The organism is Bacillus sp. OxB-1 (assembly GCF_000829195.1).
GTDB lineage: Bacteria > Bacillota > Bacilli > Bacillales_A > Planococcaceae > Sporosarcina.
This window is the reverse complement of the sequence record NZ_AP013294.1, coordinates 2,480,693-2,501,294: the sequence shown is the minus strand read 5'-3', so window position 1 is coordinate 2,501,294 and position 20,602 is coordinate 2,480,693. Positions and strand designations below refer to the sequence as shown.

Below are 20,602 nucleotides of genomic sequence, written 5' to 3'. Positions count from 1 at the left end.
GGCTACCCAAACAGTCGTGAATGTTTATTCCAATAAATTTAAATATTTCATGCCGCTCGATTTTGGGTATGGAAGGGAGAAAGGAGGTGGGAGCGATGACAAAATGGAGAGTTTGGTCTGTGGCAATCGCCTCTTCTCTAGTGCTGGCGGCTTGTTCAGCTGATACGGAGCCTACACCGACTGTGGACGAAACTCCGTCTGCCCAAGAGAAATCCGCTGAAAACAAGGCAACATCAGAAGAAACTGCACAGCCGACGGAACCGGCGGAAACCGGGACACCAACCAAAACCGCCGATTCAAACGAGATGCAGCAAAAAATGGATGAGCTGCAGTATGAGGAATTTGAACTGCAAGTAGAGTATGCGGATCATTCCGAATACGAGGCGGAAATTGAAAAGAAGGCAGACGGCTCCATCAAAGCCGAAATCGAGGATTCCTTGAAAGGCGTCGAGCAAAAAGTCCGGGTGCGTTCAATGAATTATTCCCTATTCTGGAACAATTGGATATCACTCAACAGACCGACAAAGAACAGGTTATTGCCAACACACTATCGGCCTTCAACTTGCCGACCGACTACACCGAATTCGAACTGGAAATCCGGTTCAAGGACGGAACTAAAATTGAATATGAAGAGAAAAGATGATCGTTGGGTTGAATAAATCTCAATACAAAAAGAGAACCGGCTAGGCTCACACTACCTAGTCGGTTCTCTTCTTTTCTCCTTTACCAGACACGTTCCATCCTCGATTGCTTGCCCCTAAAATCCTCGTCCCGGTAATACGCGTCTTTGACCAATAAATTCGGCCCGAGACAACGGACTTCCGGACAATGGCAGCTGATCGATTTTGCCAACGGCCGTTCCAGCCAGCGATCGAGCATGGCCGGTAGCGCGTCCTGTTGAATATTGCCCATCGGCGGCGTATCCCCGAAATCCGTGACGATGACATCACCCGTGAAAATATTGACATTCAAACGGGAGCGGCCGTCCGGGTCGTTCCGCAACGATACATTCGGGCTGTCATACAGACGCGCCAGTAGCTCCAAGTCTTCCCGCTTGCCACTGCAAGGATAGAACGGCAATGTCCCGAACAGCATCCACGTCGATTCATCCCGGATATCGAGCAACTGATGGATCGCAGCCCGCGTTTCATCCAATGATAAAACTTCCAGATTCGAAGCGAACGCAACCGGGTACATCGGATGCACCTCATGCCTGGCACACTTCATCTCCCCCACGACTTGCTTATGGATTTTCTCCAAGTACGGGGCGGTCCGTTTATTCAACATCGTCTCTGCGGAAACGAGCACTCCCGCTTCCGAAAGGGCCCTGCTGTTGTCGATCATGCGCTGGAACTGTTCCGCGCGCTTGTCGACGGGCGGCTTGCGCTCCATATTGGCGAACCCGCCTTCGACAAAATCGTCGACGGTGCCCCAGTTATGGGATATATGCAGCACATCCAAATAGGGGGCAATCATCATATAACGGTCCAGCGGCATCGTCAAATTGGAGTTCAACTGCGTCCGCACGCCCCGCTTATGGGCATATTCCAATAAAGGCAAGACATAATTCTGCACCGATTTCTTCGAAAACATCGGCTCCCCGCCCGTAATGCTCAACGTGCGCAAATGCGGCACTTCCTCCAGACGGGTTAGGAGCAGCTCCAGCGGCAAGGCGTCCGGGTCTTGGTGCGCCAGCAAATCACCGACGGCACAATGCTCGCAACGCATATTGCATAAATATGTCGTCGTAAATTCAATGCTCGATAACGTCAACCTGCCGTGCTTCTCGATATCCAAATACGCTTCCCATGGATCCGTCTCCGGCGTCATTTTCATCAATTCGGCTCAACTCTTTTCTTCATCATTCTTCAGCCCTATTATACACCTGCCGTCAACCGAGTGAATCCTCCAGAGCGCATCAGGTGAAGAATGCGTTCAGGCATTTCGGGCTTGGAATAATAATACCCTTGCACGAAATCGCAGCCGGCCTCCCTCAGCCAATCTACCTCCTCCTTCTCTTCGGACCTTCGACGAGCACGCGGAAGTTCAAATTATGGCCGAGATGGATGATTGAGCGGACAATCGCTTCCTGTCCTTCATTCCCGATTAGCTGGCCCAAGAAGGAGCGGTCGATTTTCAACACGTCGATCGGCAGTTCTTTGAGATGGCTGAAGGAGGAGTAGCCTGTCCCGAAGTCGTCCAGTGAAATTTGGATTCCCAATGTCCGTATTTTTTTCCAACAGGGCCCTGCTTTTCTCCTCAAAACCGAGCGAAGCCGACTCCGTAATTTCCAATTCGAGAAAACGGGGATCCATTGCCGTCTCTTCGATGATTTCCAGCAAAGTCGGCAGGAAATCATCGCGCGTCAACTGAATCGGCGAAATATTGACAGCGACGATCGGCGGTTCGGCAACTTCCCGGCTCCAGCTCACCCACTGCGAACACGACGCACGGAGCACCCACTCCCCGATGGTATGGATCAACCCTTTCTCTTCCGCAATCGGGATGAATTCCACGGGAGAGATCGGGCCGTGTTCCGGATGTGTCCAGCGCAGCAAGGCTTCCACCCCTTCCATCTTTTCCGTCCGCATCCGGATTTTCGGCTGATAGACGAGATGGAGCTCGCCATGCGACTGTGCCGTCGTAAGGGCTTCTTCGATCTGCAACTTCCGCCGATATTGCTCATTCAAGGATAAAGTGAAAGCCGTTGCTTCATTTTTCCCGTTCTTTTTCGATTCGGACATCGCCAAATCAGCGTATTGCAACAGTTCGTCGGCATTCGACGCTTCGCTTGGATACGTGCACAATCCAGCGCTCATCGTGATGGAAATCGGATGGCCATGGACGATGAATGGCTCGCGCATCTGCTCGACGCATCGCTTGGCGATCTCTTCTACAGTATTCACGCGTTCATTTGCTAGTAAGATGATGAATTCATCCCCGCCGAATCTGGCAAGGAAGTCGCCCTTCTCCAACAAGCCCGACAACCGTTCCGCTATATGCTGCAGCAACAGATTCCCCGCCTGATGGCCCAACATGTCGTTAATGAATTTCATCCGGTCCACATTCAAAACGATGCACCCGATCGATTGTGTACTTGCCATCCATTCATTCAAAACTACGTCCACACGATGGCGGTTTGGCAGTTGGGTAAGTGTATCGTGGTATGCCATATGGGAGATCTGGCGCTCAATATGAATGCGTTCCGTCAGGTCGTGGAAAAGCCAGAGAGATTGATGCAATGCTTCTCCGATGACCGGCCTCCGCTTCACTTCGAATACCATGGAATTTAATTCGACCTGCAAACACGGAAGGCAGTTCTGCGTCTGGTACAAGGCCGGGATGATATTGCTGCAAATGCGGGTGTTTCAAGTGTCCCCCAGCCAATTGGAGGAAGGCGGGATTTACATGCAAGATCCGGCCCGATTGGTCGGTGATGACAATGCCGTCCGCGATGGAGTCCAGTAACGTTTTCTGTAATATTTCTTTTCTCTTCCATACCCTGTCGAAAATCAAGGAAAAGAAGAAGAGAGTGAACACCAGAACCGTAAGGCCTGCCACAATCCAGGCCAAAAGCGAAGTATCCATGTCCGATGCAGGCACGGCAGGATGGCCAAGGTCCGAAAATTGGGTGGCGGCCATTCCGGTATAATGCCTGCCCGCGATGGCGACCGCCATGATGAGCGAAAAAACCGCCTTTAACCCGAACGGCATCCCCTGTGCTGTATTGGAAGAGCGGAATCCTAGGCCGATCGCCACCCAAGACGCGGAAATGGCAATGATAATGGACACGACAACTAATAGACGATCGTACGTGATGATAACGGGTTTCACCGCCGCCATGCCGACATAGTGCATCGCTGCAATGCTTAATCCCATGACGATTCCCGATAGGATAAAACGGGACGAGCTTTTGATATTCCGTGAAATGATTGTAAATCCCAAGAAACAGCCGACGATCGCAATCAGAACCGACACAATGACCAATTCCGTATCATAATAGATGGGAACCGGGAACTGAAAAGCGAGCATGGCGATAAAATGCATGGACCAAATCCCGATGCCAAGCGTCCCGGCTCCTGCTATGAGCCAGACATATTTTGCGGTCCGGGAAGAATACATAACCCGCCTCGCCAAATCGATCGAGACATACGCAGACATTGTGGCAATCACATACGACAGGACGACGTGATACGTATTATGATGCGAATGCATTGACGCCAAAGAATGTTCCACAATTCCACCTCATATTTTTTCTAAAAAGCTGACCTAAAGTCTCTATCATTCTATCATTTTTTGTCGAAAAATCAATTTAAGAGGCTAAAGTTCTATTTTGGTGCATGGTGTACAAACATTCATGTTTATTCAAACAAACGTGAATGTTTGAGTTTTCATGATGTTTGTTTGGGTGCCTGGCACTAAAAACCCCCACCAAACCGCGATATAACGCGAAATGGTGGGGGTTCGGTCAGCTTTATGCTTTTGGTGACTGCGCCTTGACGAGCTGGTGTTCCTGGATGAATTTCTTCAAGATTTCGTTCAGGTCCGGGCTGCCGACTTCCTCGAGATCATAATGGATCCGCGTGCAAGGCTTGTTGATGGAAATGACACGGGACAGATCCATCGGTGTCCCGATGATTACCGCATCACAGTCCGCTGCATTGATCGTCTCTTCCAAGTCTTTCAATTGCTGTTCGCCATAGCCCATTGCCGGAAGAAGATTTCCGATATGGCCGTATTTGCGGAATGTGTCCGCAATGGTGCCGACTGCATATGGTCGTGGATCGATTATTTCCTTTGCGCCTAGACGCTGTGCTGCCACAGTGCCCGCCCCGAGTTTCATCTCGCCATGCGTCAACGTCGGACCATCTTCGACGATTAAAACACGCTTTCCAGCAATTTGCTCGGGATGATCCACCGTAATTTTGGACTCCGCTTTCATAATAACGCTCTCTGGATTGACCTTCTTAATATTATTTTCGACGATTTGAATAGCTTCCGCTTCCGCGCTGTCGACTTTATTAATAATGGCTACGTCAGCGGTACGTAAGCTCACTTCACCCGGATAATATTTCAGCTCATGGCCGGGCCGATGCGGGTCCAATACAGTGACCGCTAAATCAGGCTCGTAGAATGAAAAGTCATTATTCCCGCCATCCCATAAGATGACATCGCATCCGTCCGGATCGTTTTCCGCCGCTTGTAAAATATCTGCATAATCCACGCCTGCATAGACGATATTTCCGCGCGCCACATGCGGTTCGTATTCTTCCATTTCTTCAATCGTACAATTGTGATGCTTCAAATCTTCAACAGTCGCAAAACGCTGAACCCGCTGTGCCACTAAATCGCCATATGGCATCGGGTGGCGAATCGCAACCACTTTTAAATCATGCTCCAGCAAGGTTTCGATAATTTTCCGGGACGTCTGGCTTTTCCCCGTTCCCGTCCGCACCGCGCACACCGAAATGACCGGTTTATTGCTTTTCAACATCGTGCTCTTCGATCCGAGCAATGTGAAGTTGGCACCCGCCGAATTCACGATTGCGCCGACCCCCATCACGTCGTCATAGCTGACATCACTGTATGCGAAGACACATTCATCCACATCCAACTCCTGGATCAACTGTGGCAACTGTTCTTGTGAATAAATCGGAATCCCTTCCGGATACAAATCGCCTGCCAATTCACTCGGATATTTCCGTCCGTCGATATCCGGAATTTGAGTCGCCGTGAAAGCAACGACGCGATACGCATCGTTATCGCGATAATGTGTATTAAAGTTGTGGAAATCTCTGCCGGCCGCGCCGATGATGATAATATTTTTTCTCTCCATGCAATCTTCTCTCCTAATCTGTAACTATCTTTCATTATTATAAGGCTTTTTGCATTTTAATACAAAGGGAAATTTTTGTTCGATTGAAAATAAAGGATTTCCCTTCAAAAAAGTCAAGGAAAATAATTCTTTTCAAGGGAATTGTTACATAACTGTGAAAAATATAGATAGGAAATAAGATATAGGCTAAATTATGTACGGGAGGTAATGAAATGAAAGAAAAAACGATCATCATGCCTGAAAATCCGGTCTCTCATTTTTTATTCAACGATACGCGTTCTGGACTTATATGGCTAATCATCCGAATATACGTCGGGTACCCTGGCTCATGGCCGGTTGGGGGAAAGTGAGAAGCGATGCGTGGACCGGCGAGCACGCGGGCGAGGCCGTCCGGGGATTCGTCGGCGGGGCGCTGGCCAAGTCGGCGGATGGCGGAGACGTGACCGGTTGGTATGCTTCGTTCCTTGAATCGTTCGTGCTGCCAAATGCCAAAGTGTTCGGCTTTTTGGTAGCATACGGGGAATTGCTTGTGGGCCTTGGATTGATTTTCGGGCTTCTGACGGGCATTGCCGCCTTTTTTGGGGCCTTCATGAATGTCAGTTTCCTGTTTGCCGGGACGCTTAGCACGAACCCGATTTTGTTCGTCCTTGCCACCTGGCTCGTTCTGGCGTGGAAAGTCGCTGGCTGGTACGGCCTCGACCGTTGGGCGATGCCGCTTCTCGGCACGCCGTGGGCAAAAGCCGAAAAAGCGAGATAAGATGAGTCGGTTAGCCGCCGCCCTTGCCTATCCCGGCTCCCGGTTTCATGTTACACTTAAAGGGAGCCTTGAAAGGGTGGTTTTGCTTGTCTAAAAAACTGGTGGTTTATATGGCCATGCTCATCATCGGATCCTCCTTGCTCATCGTGTCACTCACCGTGACGCTTCCCGAACCCGTCAAATGGGGCTGCATCGCGGTTGCGGTCATCCTGAATGTGACGAGCGCCGTCGCTTCCATGAGAGCGGGATTGCAACAGATGAAGCCGGGCGTAGGAAGATGAATTATAAAAAGCCGTCCGTGAATGGTAACGGGTTCGGTGGATGGGGAGAAAACATAAACAAACACAGAGTTCAGGGACACAATTCACATATGAATTGGTGTCTCTATTTTTGTTGTTGAATCAATACTTAGATTCATTATATAGACAAGATGGAACCACAATTACCACAGCAAAAATTTATGTGCCTTTGTTAATTCCGTTGTTAAAACACTTGCTAATTGGATAGAAGATTATTGAAAGATGAGAAATGTATGCTAAAGTAAATTAAAGATTATGAAATGCTGTTCTCCAACTAACGGGCAGGTTAGTGGAAGAAGCAAAAATCGGTTAAAAATATAAAAATAATATAATCCTTAGCTCTGAAACCTTAAAAAAAATCAAACGTAGTAAAGTTAAGGTCGTGCAGCAGAAGAAGTGAGGAATTATATATTCGTGTTTGCTTCTTTTTCTGAATTTGGCATACTAACTTTGAATTTTAAGGGAGGGTTATTATGAAATTTCATGCGAAAAAAGACATGACTTTTCGAATCTTGATTTGGGGTTCGGTATTACTTTTCTTAGGACTTTCTGTAGGACTATTCATACCGATTTACCATGAAGCAGGATTGGCCGCAAGTATAACGTTTTCTTTTATATTTGGGATTTTCGCCATCGTGATTTTATGTTTATGGTACCGAACATTTTACGTTATAACAAATGAACATTTAATTATCCATATTGGCCCATTTAAACGCCCAGTTGAGCTGAATACCATTACAAGAATCGAAAAAACCTATGTCCCATTAGCATCAATTGCACTGTCAAAAGAACGTTACAATTTATATTACAATGCAAATGATTATACCATTATTGCACCTGAAAATATTGAAAAATTTGTTGAAGTTGTCAATGAAAAAAGAAGTAAGCCGATTGAGTTCTTAAAATAATAACAACTTAAATTTGCTGTTACTACCGCTACACTGGCCTCGGAAATTAAGGTAGAAGAATAATTGAGAATAAATTGTATACGGTTCTTTTATGAAATTTACAGAACTTTATTGAGCTAACGGTGGTACGAATTCCTTCAAAAAAATGTCCTGAACATAGATATAACAACAAAAATAGGGACACCAATCCATAGGCGAATTGTGTCCCCGAATGCTGTAGTATTTAATGCTTTCTCCCCATCAACCGGTCCCATTGCGTAATGGATCGGCTTTTTCGCATATTAATTAGTTGATCACATAAAGTCCAGGGTTTCCAGAAACAGCGCCTTCAAAGAATCGCTTTTGATGACCGATTCAATCATCGCTTCCATATACACTTCTCTCGGAATCGTCTCGTATGCCCACTCCAACCCTTTCGACCGTGCATAGGCATGTATGAAAATACGCGTCGTCCGCCCGTTCCCTTCCCGGAAAGGATGCAGCATATTGAGTTCGGATTTGAAGAAAGCCAGTCGGTCGGCCGCTTCCTCCAACGTGGTCCAGCCCGGTTCCTTGCTTAGCTTGCAAAACAGATCAGCCGAATACAAGTCGAGATGTTCCACTTGGCAAAATCGTGTTCCGCCCTTCATTAGCTGAACGTCCCGAAACTCGCCGGCAAATGAATAAAGATCCTGAAATAAATGCTGATGTAAACTTTTGAAGCCCTCTTTGGTGAATGGGAAATGAAAGCCTCTTTGCTCCAACTCAGCCGCACGGATCGAAAAGACCAACGCTTCCGCTTCCTCCAGCTGTTCGTACGTTTGGATCCCTAACAGATTTTGCCGCAGCAGGTACGGATCATTTTCTTCACTATTATATCTTTTCACGGTCCAGCGCTTCCTGAATCACGGCGGACGTGATCGGAACTCCTGAATTGATCAGCTCCAGCACTCTTTTTTGCAGAGCGGTATGAAGGGTCATATTTTCCAAATGGAGATTGTGAAGCACCCTTTTGAATTCCTTCGACTCCATCGTTAATTCCTTCATCGTCCGGCCCCTTCCACGTACAATTCTTTCCTCTATTATACAACATAACCGCGTTTTTTTCCAGAAATCCTCTATCAGTGCCAGTCACCTTTCCGGGAAACCTACACCTTTTTTTTCGAAAAGAACTAAACCGGATTCCCCGACGTCCTATGACGTAAGAACAGATATGAGATGAGGGATTTGAATGAATCAGAAGATCGTAATTGCAGGTGGAACTGGTTTCATCGGCCAATATATTGAAAAGAAGTTCACTGATTTGGGGTATGACGTCATCCATATTTCGAGACGCCCCCAACATCTCTCATGGAATAATCGCGATGGCATCATCCAAGCGTTGGAAAATGCAGAGATGCTGATCAATCTGGCGGGAAAATCGGTGAATTGCCGATACAATGCAAAAAACCGGAGAGAAATTTTCGACTCCCGCACCGAAACGACGGACATACTCGGGCAGGCACTGGCCCATTGCGAAAACCCGCCTCCGCTTTGGATCAACTCCAGCACGGCCACCATTTATCGGCATGCCGAAGACAGACCGATGACGGAGTCCGGCGGCGAAATCGGCACCGGCTTTTCCGTCGAAGTCGCAAAAGCCTGGGAACACTCGTTGTTCTCGTTTGATCTGCCGAAAACGAGAAAGGTCGCCTTACGACTCGCCATCGTTCTCGGTGAAGGCGGAGTGATGGGCCCTTACCGGAACTTGGTACGTTACGGACTCGGTGGCGTGCAAGGATCGGGAGACCAAATGTTCAGCTGGATCCATATCGAAGACGTGTTCCGGATTCTTTTATTCCTCCAGGCAAATGAGCAGCTAGATGGGGTATTCAATTGCTCTGCCCCTTCCCCGATCACCAATCGGGAATTCATGGCACAGCTACGGAAATCGATGAACCGAAAATTTGGCCTGGCGTCCCCTAAATGGATGTTGGAAATGGGCGCTGTTTTCATGCGTACCGAAACGGAATTGATCCTCAAAAGCCGCTGGGTGTTGCCCGAACGTCTGTTGGAAGAGGGATTCGAGTTCACGTATGAGACGATTGATCAAGCGCTTGGACAGATTTTGAAATGAAGAAACGTGACGGCGAAGCACCGTCACGTTTTTGTTCATTAACCTTAAGTAAATTCCATAGAAAAAACCCCTTCCGGAACGATTGTCCGAAAGAGGCTATCACAGTTGTATTCATTTCGACGGCTATCTAGAAATCAAGTTCGATCCCAATACCGTTTCTTGGCGATGGCTTCGACAAATTGAGCGGCAAACTCGGCATTGTCGGTAGCCGATACGACACCGGCCATATTATTCTGCTCACCCTGCAGGAGATATGCCTGGCCGCTGGACGCTACGCCGATCGGTTTCATATGGACATACTGCATCCGCACGAAATCCATCAGATGCTGATCGAATTTCAGTTGGTTCCCCGATTTCCCCCCAACGACATAGATCGCATCATACAAAGTCGGATGGGTCGTCATGAACGTTTTGTTCGGCTGCAGCGCCGTCCCGTCTTCCGCGGTCACCGGGCCTAATTTTTCAGAGACGATGTCGAAGGTGACCCCATTTTTCTGCAAAGCCTCTAGCGTGTTCTTCACTTCCTCCCCATCGAACCCGTCTCCGATCAGCACGCCAACCTTCTGGGTCATCGCGGAGTGCGGAGAATTCAGCTGGCTTAAGGAAGGGTAGCTTCGGTCCTCTTGAACATGTGAATTGCTAGGCTTCTCCACTCCGATGTTGTCCGCGATGAGGGTCGCCATCTCCTGGTCCACATTCGCCCACATTTCCACGTTCTTTTGGCGGATCTCTTTATCCTTCACACTTCCAATGTGGAAACTGAATGATTCCACCAAGTCCTGTTTCTCTGGCAGGGACAAACTATTCCAAAAGATCCTCGCCTGCGTATAATAATCCGCGAATGAATCGCTTGGATGCTCCCTCGTCACATGCCCTTCCACCGGCTTCGGATAATTCTCATAGCCGGCCTCTTCCGATGGTGTCTCGGCGGGCGTGTTTCCGGCCAATGAATTGTTATGGTAATGAACCATGTCCGTGTCGATCGTATGCTTTTGGTAGCTGTCCCGCAAATTATTCGACACTTCCACAATCGGCCGGTTGACTGGAAGTTCTTCATAGTTCGCGGAGTTTTGCCGGTACAATTCGGTATCCCGGTAGGCGAAGGACCGTCCTTGCAGCACTGGATCGTTGGAGAATTCGATGCCGGGCACGAGATTCGACGGGTTGAACGCCGACTGCTCTTCCTCGGCAAAGAAATTGTCCATAAGCCGATTCAGCGTCAGTTTCCCGATGATCTTCACAGGAATCTCTTCTTCTGGCCATAGTTTCGTATCGTCCAAAATATCAAAATCGAACTTGAATTCATCTTCATCGGCAATCAACTGCACCCCGAGCTCGTATTCCGGATAAGCCCCGCTCTCAATGGCCTCGATCAAGTCCCGGCGATGGAAATCCGGGTCAACCCCGCCAATCAAATTCGCCTCATCCAACAGAAGCGAGTGCACGCCGAGCTTCGGCTTCCAGACGAATCGGACAAATGTCGAAACCCCTTCCGCATTCACAAATCGGAATGTATTGATCGGATAGCCTTCCATCATCCGCCAGCTTCTCGGTCGACCCCGCATCGACATGACCCACATGACCATATGGGCGGATTCGGGATTATTTACGACATAGTCCCAGAAGCTGTCATGCGCGACGGTCGCCTGCGGAATATGGGTCTTCGGATTCGGCTTCGCGGCATGCGTAACATCTGCAAATTTCATCGCATCAGCGAGGATGAAGACAGGGAATTGCAATGACAGGGAATCGTAATTCCCTTCTTCCGTATAAAATTTCACCGCAAACCCCCGAATGTCCACGGCCGTATCCTTCGATCCTTTATTCACGATGAAATTCGAAAACCGGACAAACGCAGGTGTCTTCTTACCAGGTTCCTGCAAGAACTTCGCCATCGTGTACTCTTGCATCGATTCGTACAGTTCAAAGTCACCGTACGCCCCGAACCCCCGGGCATGAACGACTTTTTCGGGGATCCGTTCCCGGTTGAAATGCGTTTGTTTTTTATAGAAGTGGAAGTCCTGCATCAGCAGCGGCCCGCGGTTTCCCGCCCGTAACGTCTTTTGGTCATTCGCGACCTTCATGCCGCTCTCCTCTGTCATCTGCTTGTCCGGACCTGTATTCCTTTTGCGGAATGGCTCCAATTGTTCATCCTTGCGATTCATAGGCTGTTGCTTGTTCTGATCCATTTTGTCATCTCCCTTTTCCTTGAATCAGTCTGTCAGATTGCACGTCAACAATCCCCTGAAACCTCTACCAAAATAACAATCTATACCCTTCTTCCCTCGGTCGCGACCTTTTAAACAGATTCCAGATATCCAAACAATCGGGTTCAATGGAAAAAAACGCGATTGTTTACACAATCACGTTTTCCGGACTTTCAAGTTTGTATGGGCGCCTGATACATATCGCTTCCGCCATGTCTTCACTTCTTTTTCAGTCAACTCGGCTTCGAGATGTCCATCCCATTGCTCCGTCAATGTGTTCCATACGCGGGCATAGAACAGGTCTTCCGCGGCTTGATGCAGCCGGAATTCGATGCAGGGTACCTCTTGCTCGCCCCCACTTTCCGAAGCCGAGATGATGTTGGAGACGACGATTTGGGCCTCGCCCTCCACTGACTCGATGCCTGTCGCCCGGAGTATGTCGAGCATCTCCTCATCTCCCAAACGGGTGACATCCCATCCATCTGTCTCATCCGCATAGCGGTACGATTCATCGACTTTCTCTGAAGGTCCCTTCCCCTCACCCTTCAGGAAAGCTTGATGAACCGGGCTGTAGAGGGTGGTGTGGACGCCTCGCTCCGGCTCGCTTTCAAACACACCGGATTCCAGCTGTCTTCTTCCGGCAGCCGTCAAGGTAAAATATGGGCCGTTTTTTGCAATGATGCCCGTTCTTTCCATCTTGGCAATCAAATCTTGGATGAAAAGCGGTTCGACCAGTAAAATGTCGCTTAGTTCCTCCTCATCCGAAATGGACCCTTCTTGAAAGGCGATCAAAATCATTTTCATTAAAATATCCATTTTCGACTTTCGGATCGTTTCATATTCGATGTCGACGGAACGGACAGGTAAATTCCACGTCAGCGACTCCAGCACTTTCACCTGGAAACCGTCTTGCAGCTCCTTCTTCAGCCGATGGACCAACTCTTTGATCTTCTCCACCTCCGCTTACCCCATTTGTCCTTGAACTTCCCGCAAGCCGTTCCCCTTTTTGATTTCATCCAGCAGACGTCCGTACATCTCCCGCGACTTGGCGTCTTTCGTCCGGATCGTGAACATTTCCGAACTTCCGACGACGATCAGCAATTCCCGCGCCCGGGACAACGCGACATTCAACCGCCGGTAGTCTTTCGCAAACCCGATGCTGCCGCTCTTTTGCCGGTGATTCCGGACAAAGCTCAGCACGATGATGTCCATTTCCATCCCTTGGAATTTATCCACCGATCCCGTCCGGCAATGCAGATGCCGGGGAATCAATTCCTGCTGGATCAACCGATCGATGCGCTTCACTTGCTCCCCGTAGAAACTGATGACGCCCACGCTTTTCCGATCATCCGGACGGAACCGGCCTTGCTGTTTCGCCGTCCCGACGCTTTCCTCCAGTTCTTCCAGCAGGTCGCGGATCACATTCAATTCCGCTTGATTGTACAAGCTGGTGCCACCCTTCGCCTTCTCCTCGAAAAACGCCGGGGCATTCGGCAGATCGAACCAAAGCAGATGATCCTTCCTTTTGATATGACGGGATTCCAGCAAATGATCCCGCACTGTGTCCGAATCGTCCAAACCGCAAAGCAAGCGGGAATCGCCTTCCTCGTAAAATGGCGCAATCGTCTCCATGATGCGTTCGTGCATCCGGTATTGGATGCCGAGCATCGTCTTGTTCTGCTTCGGCAACGTCCGGAAAAGCCGTTCGAATAAAGACTCTTTCAACAGCTTCTCGAGTTCCCGTTTCTCTTCCCGATCTTCAATCTCTTCCAGGAATTCATCCATCGTTTCCTGACCGACGAGCGGCGGCAGCTGATGATGATCCCCGACCAAAATGATCTTTTTCCCTTTCAACATCGGCAACAATAATTCGGGAGGGGTCGCTTTCGAAACTTCATCGATAATGACAACATCGAAGTCAGGATATTCTTCCATGAAGTCCCGCCGGGCAGATGCGACGCAAGTCGTCCCGATGACATTGGCATGCCGGACATACAACTTCCTGATTTCATCGAGGTCATAATCGTTCGCCTCTTGTAATAAAGAAACCCATTTTTCCTGCAATGCCATCGTAATGGGCAAGCGCTCTTGTTCCCGCTCCCATTCTGCCATCTGTGCGGATAGTTCCTTCATTTTAGTTTGTACTTGTTGTTGCTCCGCTTCGGGTTGTTGCTCCAAGATTGCGGCCAGCTCCTGCTGACGCGCTTCAAGATCATTCATTTGAAGGCGGTATTTTTCGATTTCTGTAGTTCGCGCCAGATGTCCTTCTGTATTTGTTTCAATCCGATGTGCCACATCCTGCTGTTGCTTCTTTTTCGCTTCCAGCTCCACAGATTTTTCATTCCAGATGGCTATCGTTTCTTCATATGAAGCGACCATCTTCTCCATATTAGTCAGTTGCTCGATTTTTTCCGTCAAGTCGGCCGTTTCGTCAAATTCTCCAATGACGGCAAGTTGGGCGGAGCTTGCTGTTCGCATGTCGAGCAGTTTACTTTCCTCTGCTTCCGCGGTTGCCCGCAAGCTCTTCAGTTCCTGATCCGCTTGATAAATGGCCAGTTTCACTTGTTCTGCTATGTCCTCTTTAACCCGATGGAACAGCGATTTCGAGTCATTCACCGCGGCCAGCTGTGTTTCCGTGTACCATTTCCGATCCTTCAAAATGTTGAAAGCAGTGGCGACGTTTTCGAGGATTTCAAATTTCTTAGGGGAATATGTCCGGACCGCCAGAGCTTGCTTATGATCCGGCCTGACGAGGTAACGGCCGATATTGTCGATCAAGGCATTGATATCCCGCAGGGCGGTGTATCGACGGTTGGCCGGGACTGGATACTGTTGGATCTGCTTCCAAAAGCCTTCCCGCACCAATAGTTTCTCGATCATTTCCAATGCTTTGTCCAGACGCTCGCTCAACCCGATCCACTCTGTATAGCCGGATTTTTCCTCCTGGATGGAGGCGATCAGCCGGCTGAGTTCCTTCATGTGTCGAATGGTCTCATCATTCGGCATGATCCCGATTTCCGCTAGCTGGTTTTTTAATGAATCCAATTTGGTCAAGGCAGGCAGATTTTCGGAGAAAGCCCGCAATTGGATGGCATTGCGCTTCTTCTTTTCCATTTCCCGGCGCAATGTCTCCAACGAAGTGCTCAGCCCATCAATCTGCTGCAATGTTTCCCGGTAGGCGATTTCATTGCGCAAGTGAGCCATTTGCCCTTTCAAGCGTTCGATTTCAGATTCCTGTTCCAGCTTGTCGCTGTTTACATGAAGAAACGCTTCGATTTGCCCGATTTCTTCATCGAGTTGTTCGGCTGATCGGTTCAGCTCCGTTTTCGCTTGAACGAGGTTTTCCAGTTCCTTCTGGAGCTCTTCCGTCTTGGCGTTCAAGCGTTTCCACTCTTTCACAATGGTTTGCTGCTCGGTATGGGCCGCCTCTTTTAAACGAATCCGCTCCGCGATGGATTCCAAGTCTTGGACATATTTTTCTTTGCGCTGCACGCCTTGGTCGAGCTCCCGCTCCAACTGCTTTTTTCGTTTTGCGTAGGAATGAAGATGCTCCTGCACCGTGCGCAACGTTTGGTCCCTCCAATAAGAAGCGACATTTTCCTCGATGAACCGCTTCCCCTCTTCCTCGATGCTCTCCGTCCTGCCGTAGCGCAAAATCCGGATATCTTGGTGGGTCAGCAATCTGCCCAGGGCGTTGTCGACCGCCAGATTCGCTTGAGAAGCGACGAGGGTTCGGAGGCCGGCTTTCACATTTTGATGGCAAATCTCCGAAATGACCGTCGTTTTCCCTGTCCCGGGAGGTCCTTGGATGACATATAGATCGTTCGCTGTCATTGCTCCCGTGACCGCCTCCCTTTGGAATTCATTCAAATTGTTGTGGAATTCGAGGTCGAGCTGTTTTTTGGAAATACGGACGACCGGGCGTTCCTCGAACAGGATCTTCTCCAAGTTCGGATTGGCGGCAAGCCCATCTTGGAGATCCTTGAAGCCTTTCCGCAGCCGTTTCACTTGGCTTAGTTCCGCAAAATTGCTGAAGACGAGATCCTGATGGTTGGCGGATGGCCATTCCTGTCGGCGGGCCATGGCCTGGTATTTGCGGTTCAATTCGATCTCCACAATGCTTTGCGATCGGTTCGCTTGGACGACTTGTCCAAAATCATGCGACTGCCCTTTGAACTTCGCGCTAAATCCCGTGATCGTTTTCCATTCATTCGCCTTCAATCCATGACAACTGACACGCAACTTGCTGAAATCCTCATTCAATCGGGCTTTTGTGAATGAAGTGATGACATCTTCTGCATCCGCATTGCGTTCCTGGATACGCAAATACCCTTCCCAGCTGGAGATCCGTTTCTGGACATACTCCGAACGCTCCGCCGCCACGGGCAGCTCCCGGAGGCTCGTATACAATTCAAGCGGCAAAGGCATCGGACGGCCGATCTGAAACTTCAATCGGGTGGAGCAGCGGCGATTCGTGCGGACCGGTTCGGAACGGCCCCGTACATGAAAACCGGTTGCCAGAAAACCGTCATTTTTAGTGACGCACTCCATCACCGCCACCCTGCCGTTCAAATGGGCAGCCAACGCCTCATTCATTTCATTATCAAAGAAAACCGAAAACGCCATGTTCCCATGTTTGTTGATCGGCCCCTTTTCAATATGTACGTCAAACGCCTGCTGCATCGCAAAAAAGGCGAATTCATCTTTCGCATATTTGGAAATCCCCCTGCGGGCATTGTCCGTCACACTGAGACCGCAGGAGAATACTGACTGTTTCGAAACTGCTTGCTCCACGTTCATGCCTACTTTCCACGATCCTAATAGTTCAAGAAACCATTTCTCTATCATATCATGGACAACGAAACCGGTGCCAGGCACCAAAACAAACGCGAAAGTTCAAACATTCATGATTGTTTAAACAAACATGAATGTTTGAGTGCCTGGCACCAAAAAAGCACAAGAGAGCATGGTTGCGTCTCTTGTGCTTATGGCCATCCCAATGACTTTTAGTTGACTGCCTGTTTTTTCACTTTCTCCAAATGACGCTCCATCTGTCCCAAATGTCCTTCTACATGTTTGATTAGCAGATGGTCAATCAGGAAAGATAGCGGTTTGCCATCGAAGTTTGGATTGTAGCTTGGAGCGGTTTTCGCCAAATCTTCTTCCTGCACTTTCGAGAACGCCTGGTCTACAAGCGGCATGAGCGCTTGTAGACGACGCGTCGCCTCTTCGGCTGTCACACCCGACACATAGGTTTCCTCGACAGCAGCCAAGCGCCGGACATGTTCGTGGTTGCGTCCCCATTTTGCGCCTGGCACGATTAGCAACGCTTCCAAATCAGCTGCCCAGAACTCCACCGCTTCGATGACATGGCTTGCAATTTGCATGACAGACCATTCTTCTTCGGATGGTTTTTGGTACAATAACGAGGTATCTGCCGCTTCGATCAATTTCACCATTTCCTGGATTGCCGCATTCATATTCTTCGAACCTTCTTGCAACTTTTCAATTGTCATCCTATCCAATTCCCTTCTCTAATTCATTGCCACCGCTAATTTCTTCCTGTTCTTTGCTGTCAAATCACTGGTGGTGTCTTGTCCATTATACTAGACTTGTAAAAGTTACGCGATAATTCAATACTGCCTTACACTTTCGATAAAACCTTGACGCCTCGGCTGTCTGCGTATACATCCACCGTCGTCCGAGCATAGTACGCTGTAGGAGGTGACCGACGATGAATAAGAATAATAAAAAGACGATGAACGAGAGAACGCACAATCCCCATCACGTCTACAAAGACAATCGCAACAGCAACAGCAATACGAATAACCAGTATGAAAACCGGAGTCAAGAGTTCGCAGAGGACTTTGGTGACAACAGCAGGAATGCTAAAACGCGAGATCCCGAATGAGGGATTAGGACCATTGGTGACAGTCTCCTTATAATTCGGAATTGTGTCTGAATTGCAAAGGTGACTGTCACCTTTGGAGTTGGCCAAAATATGATATAATTCTTATTGAAAAAGAATCTATCCCGAAAGCAGCAGCCATTCGCCATGGAATGGTTTCTTTTTATTTCCAATACGGATTACTTCACTTGAGAGGACACACTATGCTAAAACAATTTTTCTCCTATTACAAACCGCACCGCAGATTGTTCATCATAGACTTTTCGAGTGCGGTGTTTGTCGCTTTGCTGGAGCTCGCCTTTCCGGTTGCCGTTCAATGGTTCATCGATAGCCTGCTCCCTTCCGGTGATTGGGGACGGATCGCGACGGTCAGCGTTCTCCTGCTCTTAATTTACATATTGAGCACGTTTCTGCAGTTCGTCGTCAACTATTTCGGCCATAAGCTCGGCATCAATATCGAAACGGATATGCGCCGAGAACTGTTCGAACATGTTCAGCGGCAGTCGTTCCGGTTTTTCGACAATACGAAAACCGGGCATATTATGACCCGCATCACAACCGACCTGTTCGATATCGGTGAATTTGCGCATCACGGGCCGGAAGATGCCTTCATCGCCATCATGACAATCATCGGCGCCTTTGGACTCATGTATTCCATCAATCCAGAGCTGGCGCTCATCACACTTGTCATGGTGCCCGTTCTGATTGTAATTATCACGTACTGCAATAAGAAAATGAACGCCGCCTGGCATAATATGTACGGCAAAATCGCCGAAGTGAACGGCCGCGTGGAAGATTCGGTCTCCGGGTCCCGCGTCGTGAAATCGTTCACGAACGAAGATTTTGAAATGAAGCGGTTCAATCAAGACAACGGCAATTTCAGGCTGGCGAAGTTGGTAGCCTATAAAGTGATGTCGTGGACTTCCTCTTCCATTTATATGTCGACCCGAATTATGACTCTCGTCGTCTTGGTCGTCGGCTCTTGGTTTACGTTCAACGGACAATTGACATCCGGAGAGTTTGTCAGTTTCATCCTGTTCGTCAACATCCTTACGAAACCGATTGATAAGATCAGTGCATTGCTCGAGATGTATCCGAAGGGGATGGCTGGATTCAGCCGATTCCGCCAACTGATGAACGAAGAACCGGACATTCAAGACGCGCCGGACGCCATCGATGTCCCCCATTTGAACGGTGACATCCAACTGGCAGACGTCACGTTCGGCTACGACGGCAATAAACCCGTGCTGCAAAACATCAGCCTGTCAATCAAAGCCGGCCAAACGGTCGCCTTCGTCGGTCCGTCAGGCGCAGGCAAAACGACGATCTGTTCGCTGATCCCCCGTTTCTATGATGTACAGGAAGGACAGATCACGATTGACGGACTTGATATCCGCCAGATGACACAGAAGTCGCTGCGCAGCCAAATCGGCATCGTCCAGCAAGACGTGTTCCTCTTTACCGGGACGGTCAAAGAAAATATTGCATACGGCAAGCTCGATGCGACGGATGAAGAGATTTTTGAAGCGGCAAAACGGGCGCATCTGGAAGAATTCATCGCGGATTTACCGGATGGGTACGAAACCCAGATCGGTGAACGCGGACTGAAACTGTCCGGCGGGCAGAAACAGCGCCTCGCCATCGCCCGGATGTTCCTGAAGAACCCGCCGATCCTCATCTTGGACGAAGCGACGTCCGCCCTCGACACGGAGACGGAACGCATTATCCAGGAATCGCTCGAGGAGCTGTCCGAAAACCGGACGACGCTCGTCATTGCACACCGGCTTACGACCATCCGCAATGCCGACCGTGTCATTGTCGTGACACCGGACGGTATCGAAGAGGAAGGCACCTATTCGGAACTCGTCGAACAAGGCGGCATGTTCGCCAGACTGCATGCAAATCAAGTGTAAGAGAAGATAAAAGACGGTGCCTGTTTGATAACCATTCGTATTATCATGAATGCACATCGAACAGGCACTGCCTCTCGGCTTCCGCAGCCCGTTTCACCTTTTGGGCGTGCTGAGCGATAAATTGTCTCATATAGCTTTCCAGAAACAACAAGTCTGCCACTTTTCCGAATATACCAAAAGGAGTTTGATACGAAACGGTATCCTTCATCCTCGTCCCCTTGCCACTTGAAATGAATTCATGCGTATGCTGGAATGATTGGAAGGGACCTTGGACCATGGCGTCGGTGAATTTGCATGGATTGTCCATCTCTATGATTCGTGACTTCAATTTTTGTTTTATTCCAAAATGGCTCACTTCCCAAGTGACGGAATCGCCAAGCCCCATCAATCCCGACGTGACCCCACCAACCCCCTTTTGTTTCGTAAGCATCGTTTTCCCCGTATGGATTTCCACCGTTCTGGCCAGATCGAAACAAACTTGAATGGAAGCGTCAATTGAAATTTCATGTTCGATAATCGGCATGTAGTCAACCTCTCTTTGAAGTAGTTACCTTTCATTCTTCCCGAAAATCAGGTTGATGGAACGTAAAGGCCAGGAAAAAGGGCCGCCCCCTTGAACCACCCATCATCACCCTATCAGAAGACTGAGCTTTCCAAACACTTCAACGGTGACTGTCCT

17 protein-coding genes and 2 pseudogenes are annotated in these 20,602 nt (G+C 49.0%); 7 read left to right on the top strand and 12 right to left on the bottom strand.

Annotation, left to right across the window (positions count from 1 at the left end; all coding sequences use genetic code 11):
* The first annotated feature begins 95 nt into the window (after nt 1–95).
* Nucleotides 96–659: a hypothetical protein gene (locus OXB_RS19235; protein ID WP_041074632.1), complete on the top strand. Its 564-nt coding sequence runs from the start codon at nt 96–98 to the stop codon at nt 657–659.
* Between the two features lie 64 nt (nt 660–723).
* On the opposite strand, the gene yfkAB is transcribed toward OXB_RS19235, so the two are convergent.
* From yfkAB to OXB_RS12240, 5 genes and pseudogenes are all read right to left on the bottom strand, one after another.
* Nucleotides 724–1,836, bottom strand: a complete 1,113-nt coding sequence (yfkAB, locus tag OXB_RS12255; RefSeq protein WP_041076726.1) for a radical SAM/CxCxxxxC motif protein YfkAB — start codon at nt 1,834–1,836, stop codon at nt 724–726.
* A 166-nt stretch (nt 1,837–2,002) separates the two neighbouring features.
* A complete protein-coding gene (locus OXB_RS19465) occupies nt 2,003–2,359 on the bottom strand; it encodes an EAL domain-containing protein (protein ID WP_442852909.1) in 357 nt (118 codons plus the stop codon).
* Nucleotides 2,280–3,173, bottom strand: a pseudogene (locus tag OXB_RS12250) (putative bifunctional diguanylate cyclase/phosphodiesterase); the annotation flags it as partial. The pseudogene OXB_RS12250 and the gene OXB_RS19465, both read right to left, overlap by 80 nt.
* Before the next feature lie 16 nt (nt 3,174–3,189).
* Entirely contained in the window at nt 3,190–4,236 is a 1,047-nt protein-coding gene (locus OXB_RS12245) for an MHYT domain-containing protein (protein WP_041074630.1), read from the bottom strand.
* Nucleotides 4,237–4,474: 238 nt separating this feature from the next.
* On the bottom strand, nt 4,475–5,836 hold the full coding sequence (locus OXB_RS12240) for a cyclic 2,3-diphosphoglycerate synthase (protein WP_041074628.1): 1,362 nt from the start codon (nt 5,834–5,836) through the stop codon (nt 4,475–4,477).
* Nucleotides 5,837–6,048: 212 nt separating this feature from the next.
* Here OXB_RS12240 and OXB_RS12235 point away from each other — a divergent pair.
* The 3 genes and pseudogenes from OXB_RS12235 (at nt 6,049) to OXB_RS12225 (ending at nt 7,800) form a co-directional block, all read left to right on the top strand.
* A pseudogene (locus tag OXB_RS12235) lies at nt 6,049–6,593 on the top strand (DoxX family protein).
* Between the two features lie 86 nt (nt 6,594–6,679).
* Nucleotides 6,680–6,874 carry a hypothetical protein gene (locus OXB_RS12230; protein WP_041074626.1) on the top strand — a complete coding sequence of 65 codons (195 nt, stop codon included), beginning with the start codon at nt 6,680–6,682 and terminating at the stop codon, nt 6,872–6,874.
* A gap of 491 nt (nt 6,875–7,365) precedes the next feature.
* Complete coding sequence (locus tag OXB_RS12225) at nt 7,366–7,800, top strand: PH domain-containing protein (protein ID WP_041074624.1); 435 nt, start codon at nt 7,366–7,368, stop codon at nt 7,798–7,800.
* Between the two features lie 293 nt (nt 7,801–8,093).
* Here the strand turns inward: OXB_RS12225 and OXB_RS12220 are convergent, their stop codons facing one another.
* Together OXB_RS12220 and OXB_RS12215 are read right to left on the bottom strand one after the other, a co-directional pair.
* Nucleotides 8,094–8,666, bottom strand: coding sequence for a Fic/DOC family protein (locus OXB_RS12220; RefSeq protein WP_041074622.1), 573 nt, complete (start codon nt 8,664–8,666; stop codon nt 8,094–8,096).
* Nucleotides 8,653–8,826, bottom strand: a complete 174-nt coding sequence (locus tag OXB_RS12215) for a hypothetical protein (RefSeq protein WP_041074620.1) — start codon at nt 8,824–8,826, stop codon at nt 8,653–8,655. Before OXB_RS12215 ends, OXB_RS12220 begins: the two co-directional genes overlap by 14 nt.
* Nucleotides 8,827–9,010: 184 nt before the next feature.
* On the opposite strand from OXB_RS12215, the gene OXB_RS12210 reads away from it, so the two are divergent.
* Nucleotides 9,011–9,895 (top strand): TIGR01777 family oxidoreductase, encoded by an 885-nt coding sequence (locus tag OXB_RS12210; RefSeq protein WP_041074618.1) that lies wholly within the window; start codon nt 9,011–9,013, stop codon nt 9,893–9,895.
* Nucleotides 9,896–10,029: 134 nt separating this feature from the next.
* Here the strand turns inward: OXB_RS12210 and OXB_RS12205 are convergent, their stop codons facing one another.
* The 4 genes from OXB_RS12205 to OXB_RS12190 form a co-directional block, all read right to left on the bottom strand.
* Entirely contained in the window at nt 10,030–12,084 is a 2,055-nt protein-coding gene (locus OXB_RS12205) for a catalase (protein ID WP_041074616.1), read from the bottom strand.
* A 174-nt stretch (nt 12,085–12,258) separates the two neighbouring features.
* Nucleotides 12,259–13,059 carry a hypothetical protein gene (locus OXB_RS12200; protein ID WP_041074613.1) on the bottom strand — a complete coding sequence of 267 codons (801 nt, stop codon included), beginning with the start codon at nt 13,057–13,059 and terminating at the stop codon, nt 12,259–12,261.
* Nucleotides 13,060–13,065: 6 nt separating this feature from the next.
* Nucleotides 13,066–16,896: a DEAD/DEAH box helicase gene (locus OXB_RS12195; protein WP_158333699.1), complete on the bottom strand. Its 3,831-nt coding sequence runs from the start codon at nt 16,894–16,896 to the stop codon at nt 13,066–13,068.
* A 212-nt stretch (nt 16,897–17,108) separates the two neighbouring features.
* The gene (locus OXB_RS12190) at nt 17,109–17,618 is read right to left on the bottom strand and encodes a DinB family protein (RefSeq protein ID WP_041074609.1); all 510 of its coding nucleotides are present in this window, start codon (nt 17,616–17,618) and stop codon (nt 17,109–17,111) included.
* Nucleotides 17,619–17,836: 218 nt separating this feature from the next.
* Between OXB_RS12190 and OXB_RS19070 the strand changes: the two genes are divergently transcribed.
* Nucleotides 17,837–18,013, top strand: coding sequence for a hypothetical protein (locus OXB_RS19070; protein WP_173426015.1), 177 nt, complete (start codon nt 17,837–17,839; stop codon nt 18,011–18,013).
* A gap of 200 nt (nt 18,014–18,213) precedes the next feature.
* Nucleotides 18,214–19,923: an ABC transporter ATP-binding protein gene (locus OXB_RS12185; protein WP_041074607.1), complete on the top strand. Its 1,710-nt coding sequence runs from the start codon at nt 18,214–18,216 to the stop codon at nt 19,921–19,923.
* A gap of 43 nt (nt 19,924–19,966) precedes the next feature.
* On the opposite strand, the gene OXB_RS12180 is transcribed toward OXB_RS12185, so the two are convergent.
* The gene (locus OXB_RS12180) at nt 19,967–20,446 is read right to left on the bottom strand and encodes an SRPBCC family protein (protein WP_041074605.1); all 480 of its coding nucleotides are present in this window, start codon (nt 20,444–20,446) and stop codon (nt 19,967–19,969) included.
* Between the last annotated feature and the right edge of the window lie 156 nt (nt 20,447–20,602).

Excerpts from the sequence above, each read along its gene's own strand:
- OXB_RS12190 (WP_041074609.1), bottom strand. The coding sequence starts at position 17,618 with ATGACAATTGAAAAGTTGCAAGAAGGTTCGAAGAATATGAATGCGGCA.
- OXB_RS12225 (WP_041074624.1), top strand. The coding sequence starts at position 7,366 with ATGAAATTTCATGCGAAAAAAGACATGACTTTTCGAATCTTGATTTGG.
- OXB_RS12185 (WP_041074607.1), top strand. The coding sequence starts at position 18,214 with ATGCTAAAACAATTTTTCTCCTATTACAAACCGCACCGCAGATTGTTC.
- OXB_RS19465 (WP_442852909.1), bottom strand. The coding sequence starts at position 2,359 with ATGATTTCCTGCCGACTTTGCTGGAAATCATCGAAGAGACGGCAATGG.
- OXB_RS19235 (WP_041074632.1), top strand. The coding sequence starts at position 96 with ATGACAAAATGGAGAGTTTGGTCTGTGGCAATCGCCTCTTCTCTAGTG.
- OXB_RS12240 (WP_041074628.1), bottom strand. The coding sequence starts at position 5,836 with ATGGAGAGAAAAAATATTATCATCATCGGCGCGGCCGGCAGAGATTTC.
- OXB_RS12205 (WP_041074616.1), bottom strand. The coding sequence starts at position 12,084 with ATGGATCAGAACAAGCAACAGCCTATGAATCGCAAGGATGAACAATTG.
- OXB_RS12215 (WP_041074620.1), bottom strand. The coding sequence starts at position 8,826 with ATGAAGGAATTAACGATGGAGTCGAAGGAATTCAAAAGGGTGCTTCAC.
- OXB_RS19070 (WP_173426015.1), top strand. The coding sequence starts at position 17,837 with ATGAATAAGAATAATAAAAAGACGATGAACGAGAGAACGCACAATCCC.
- yfkAB (WP_041076726.1), bottom strand. The coding sequence starts at position 1,836 with ATGAAAATGACGCCGGAGACGGATCCATGGGAAGCGTATTTGGATATC.
- OXB_RS12210 (WP_041074618.1), top strand. The coding sequence starts at position 9,011 with ATGAATCAGAAGATCGTAATTGCAGGTGGAACTGGTTTCATCGGCCAA.
- OXB_RS12180 (WP_041074605.1), bottom strand. The coding sequence starts at position 20,446 with ATGCCGATTATCGAACATGAAATTTCAATTGACGCTTCCATTCAAGTT.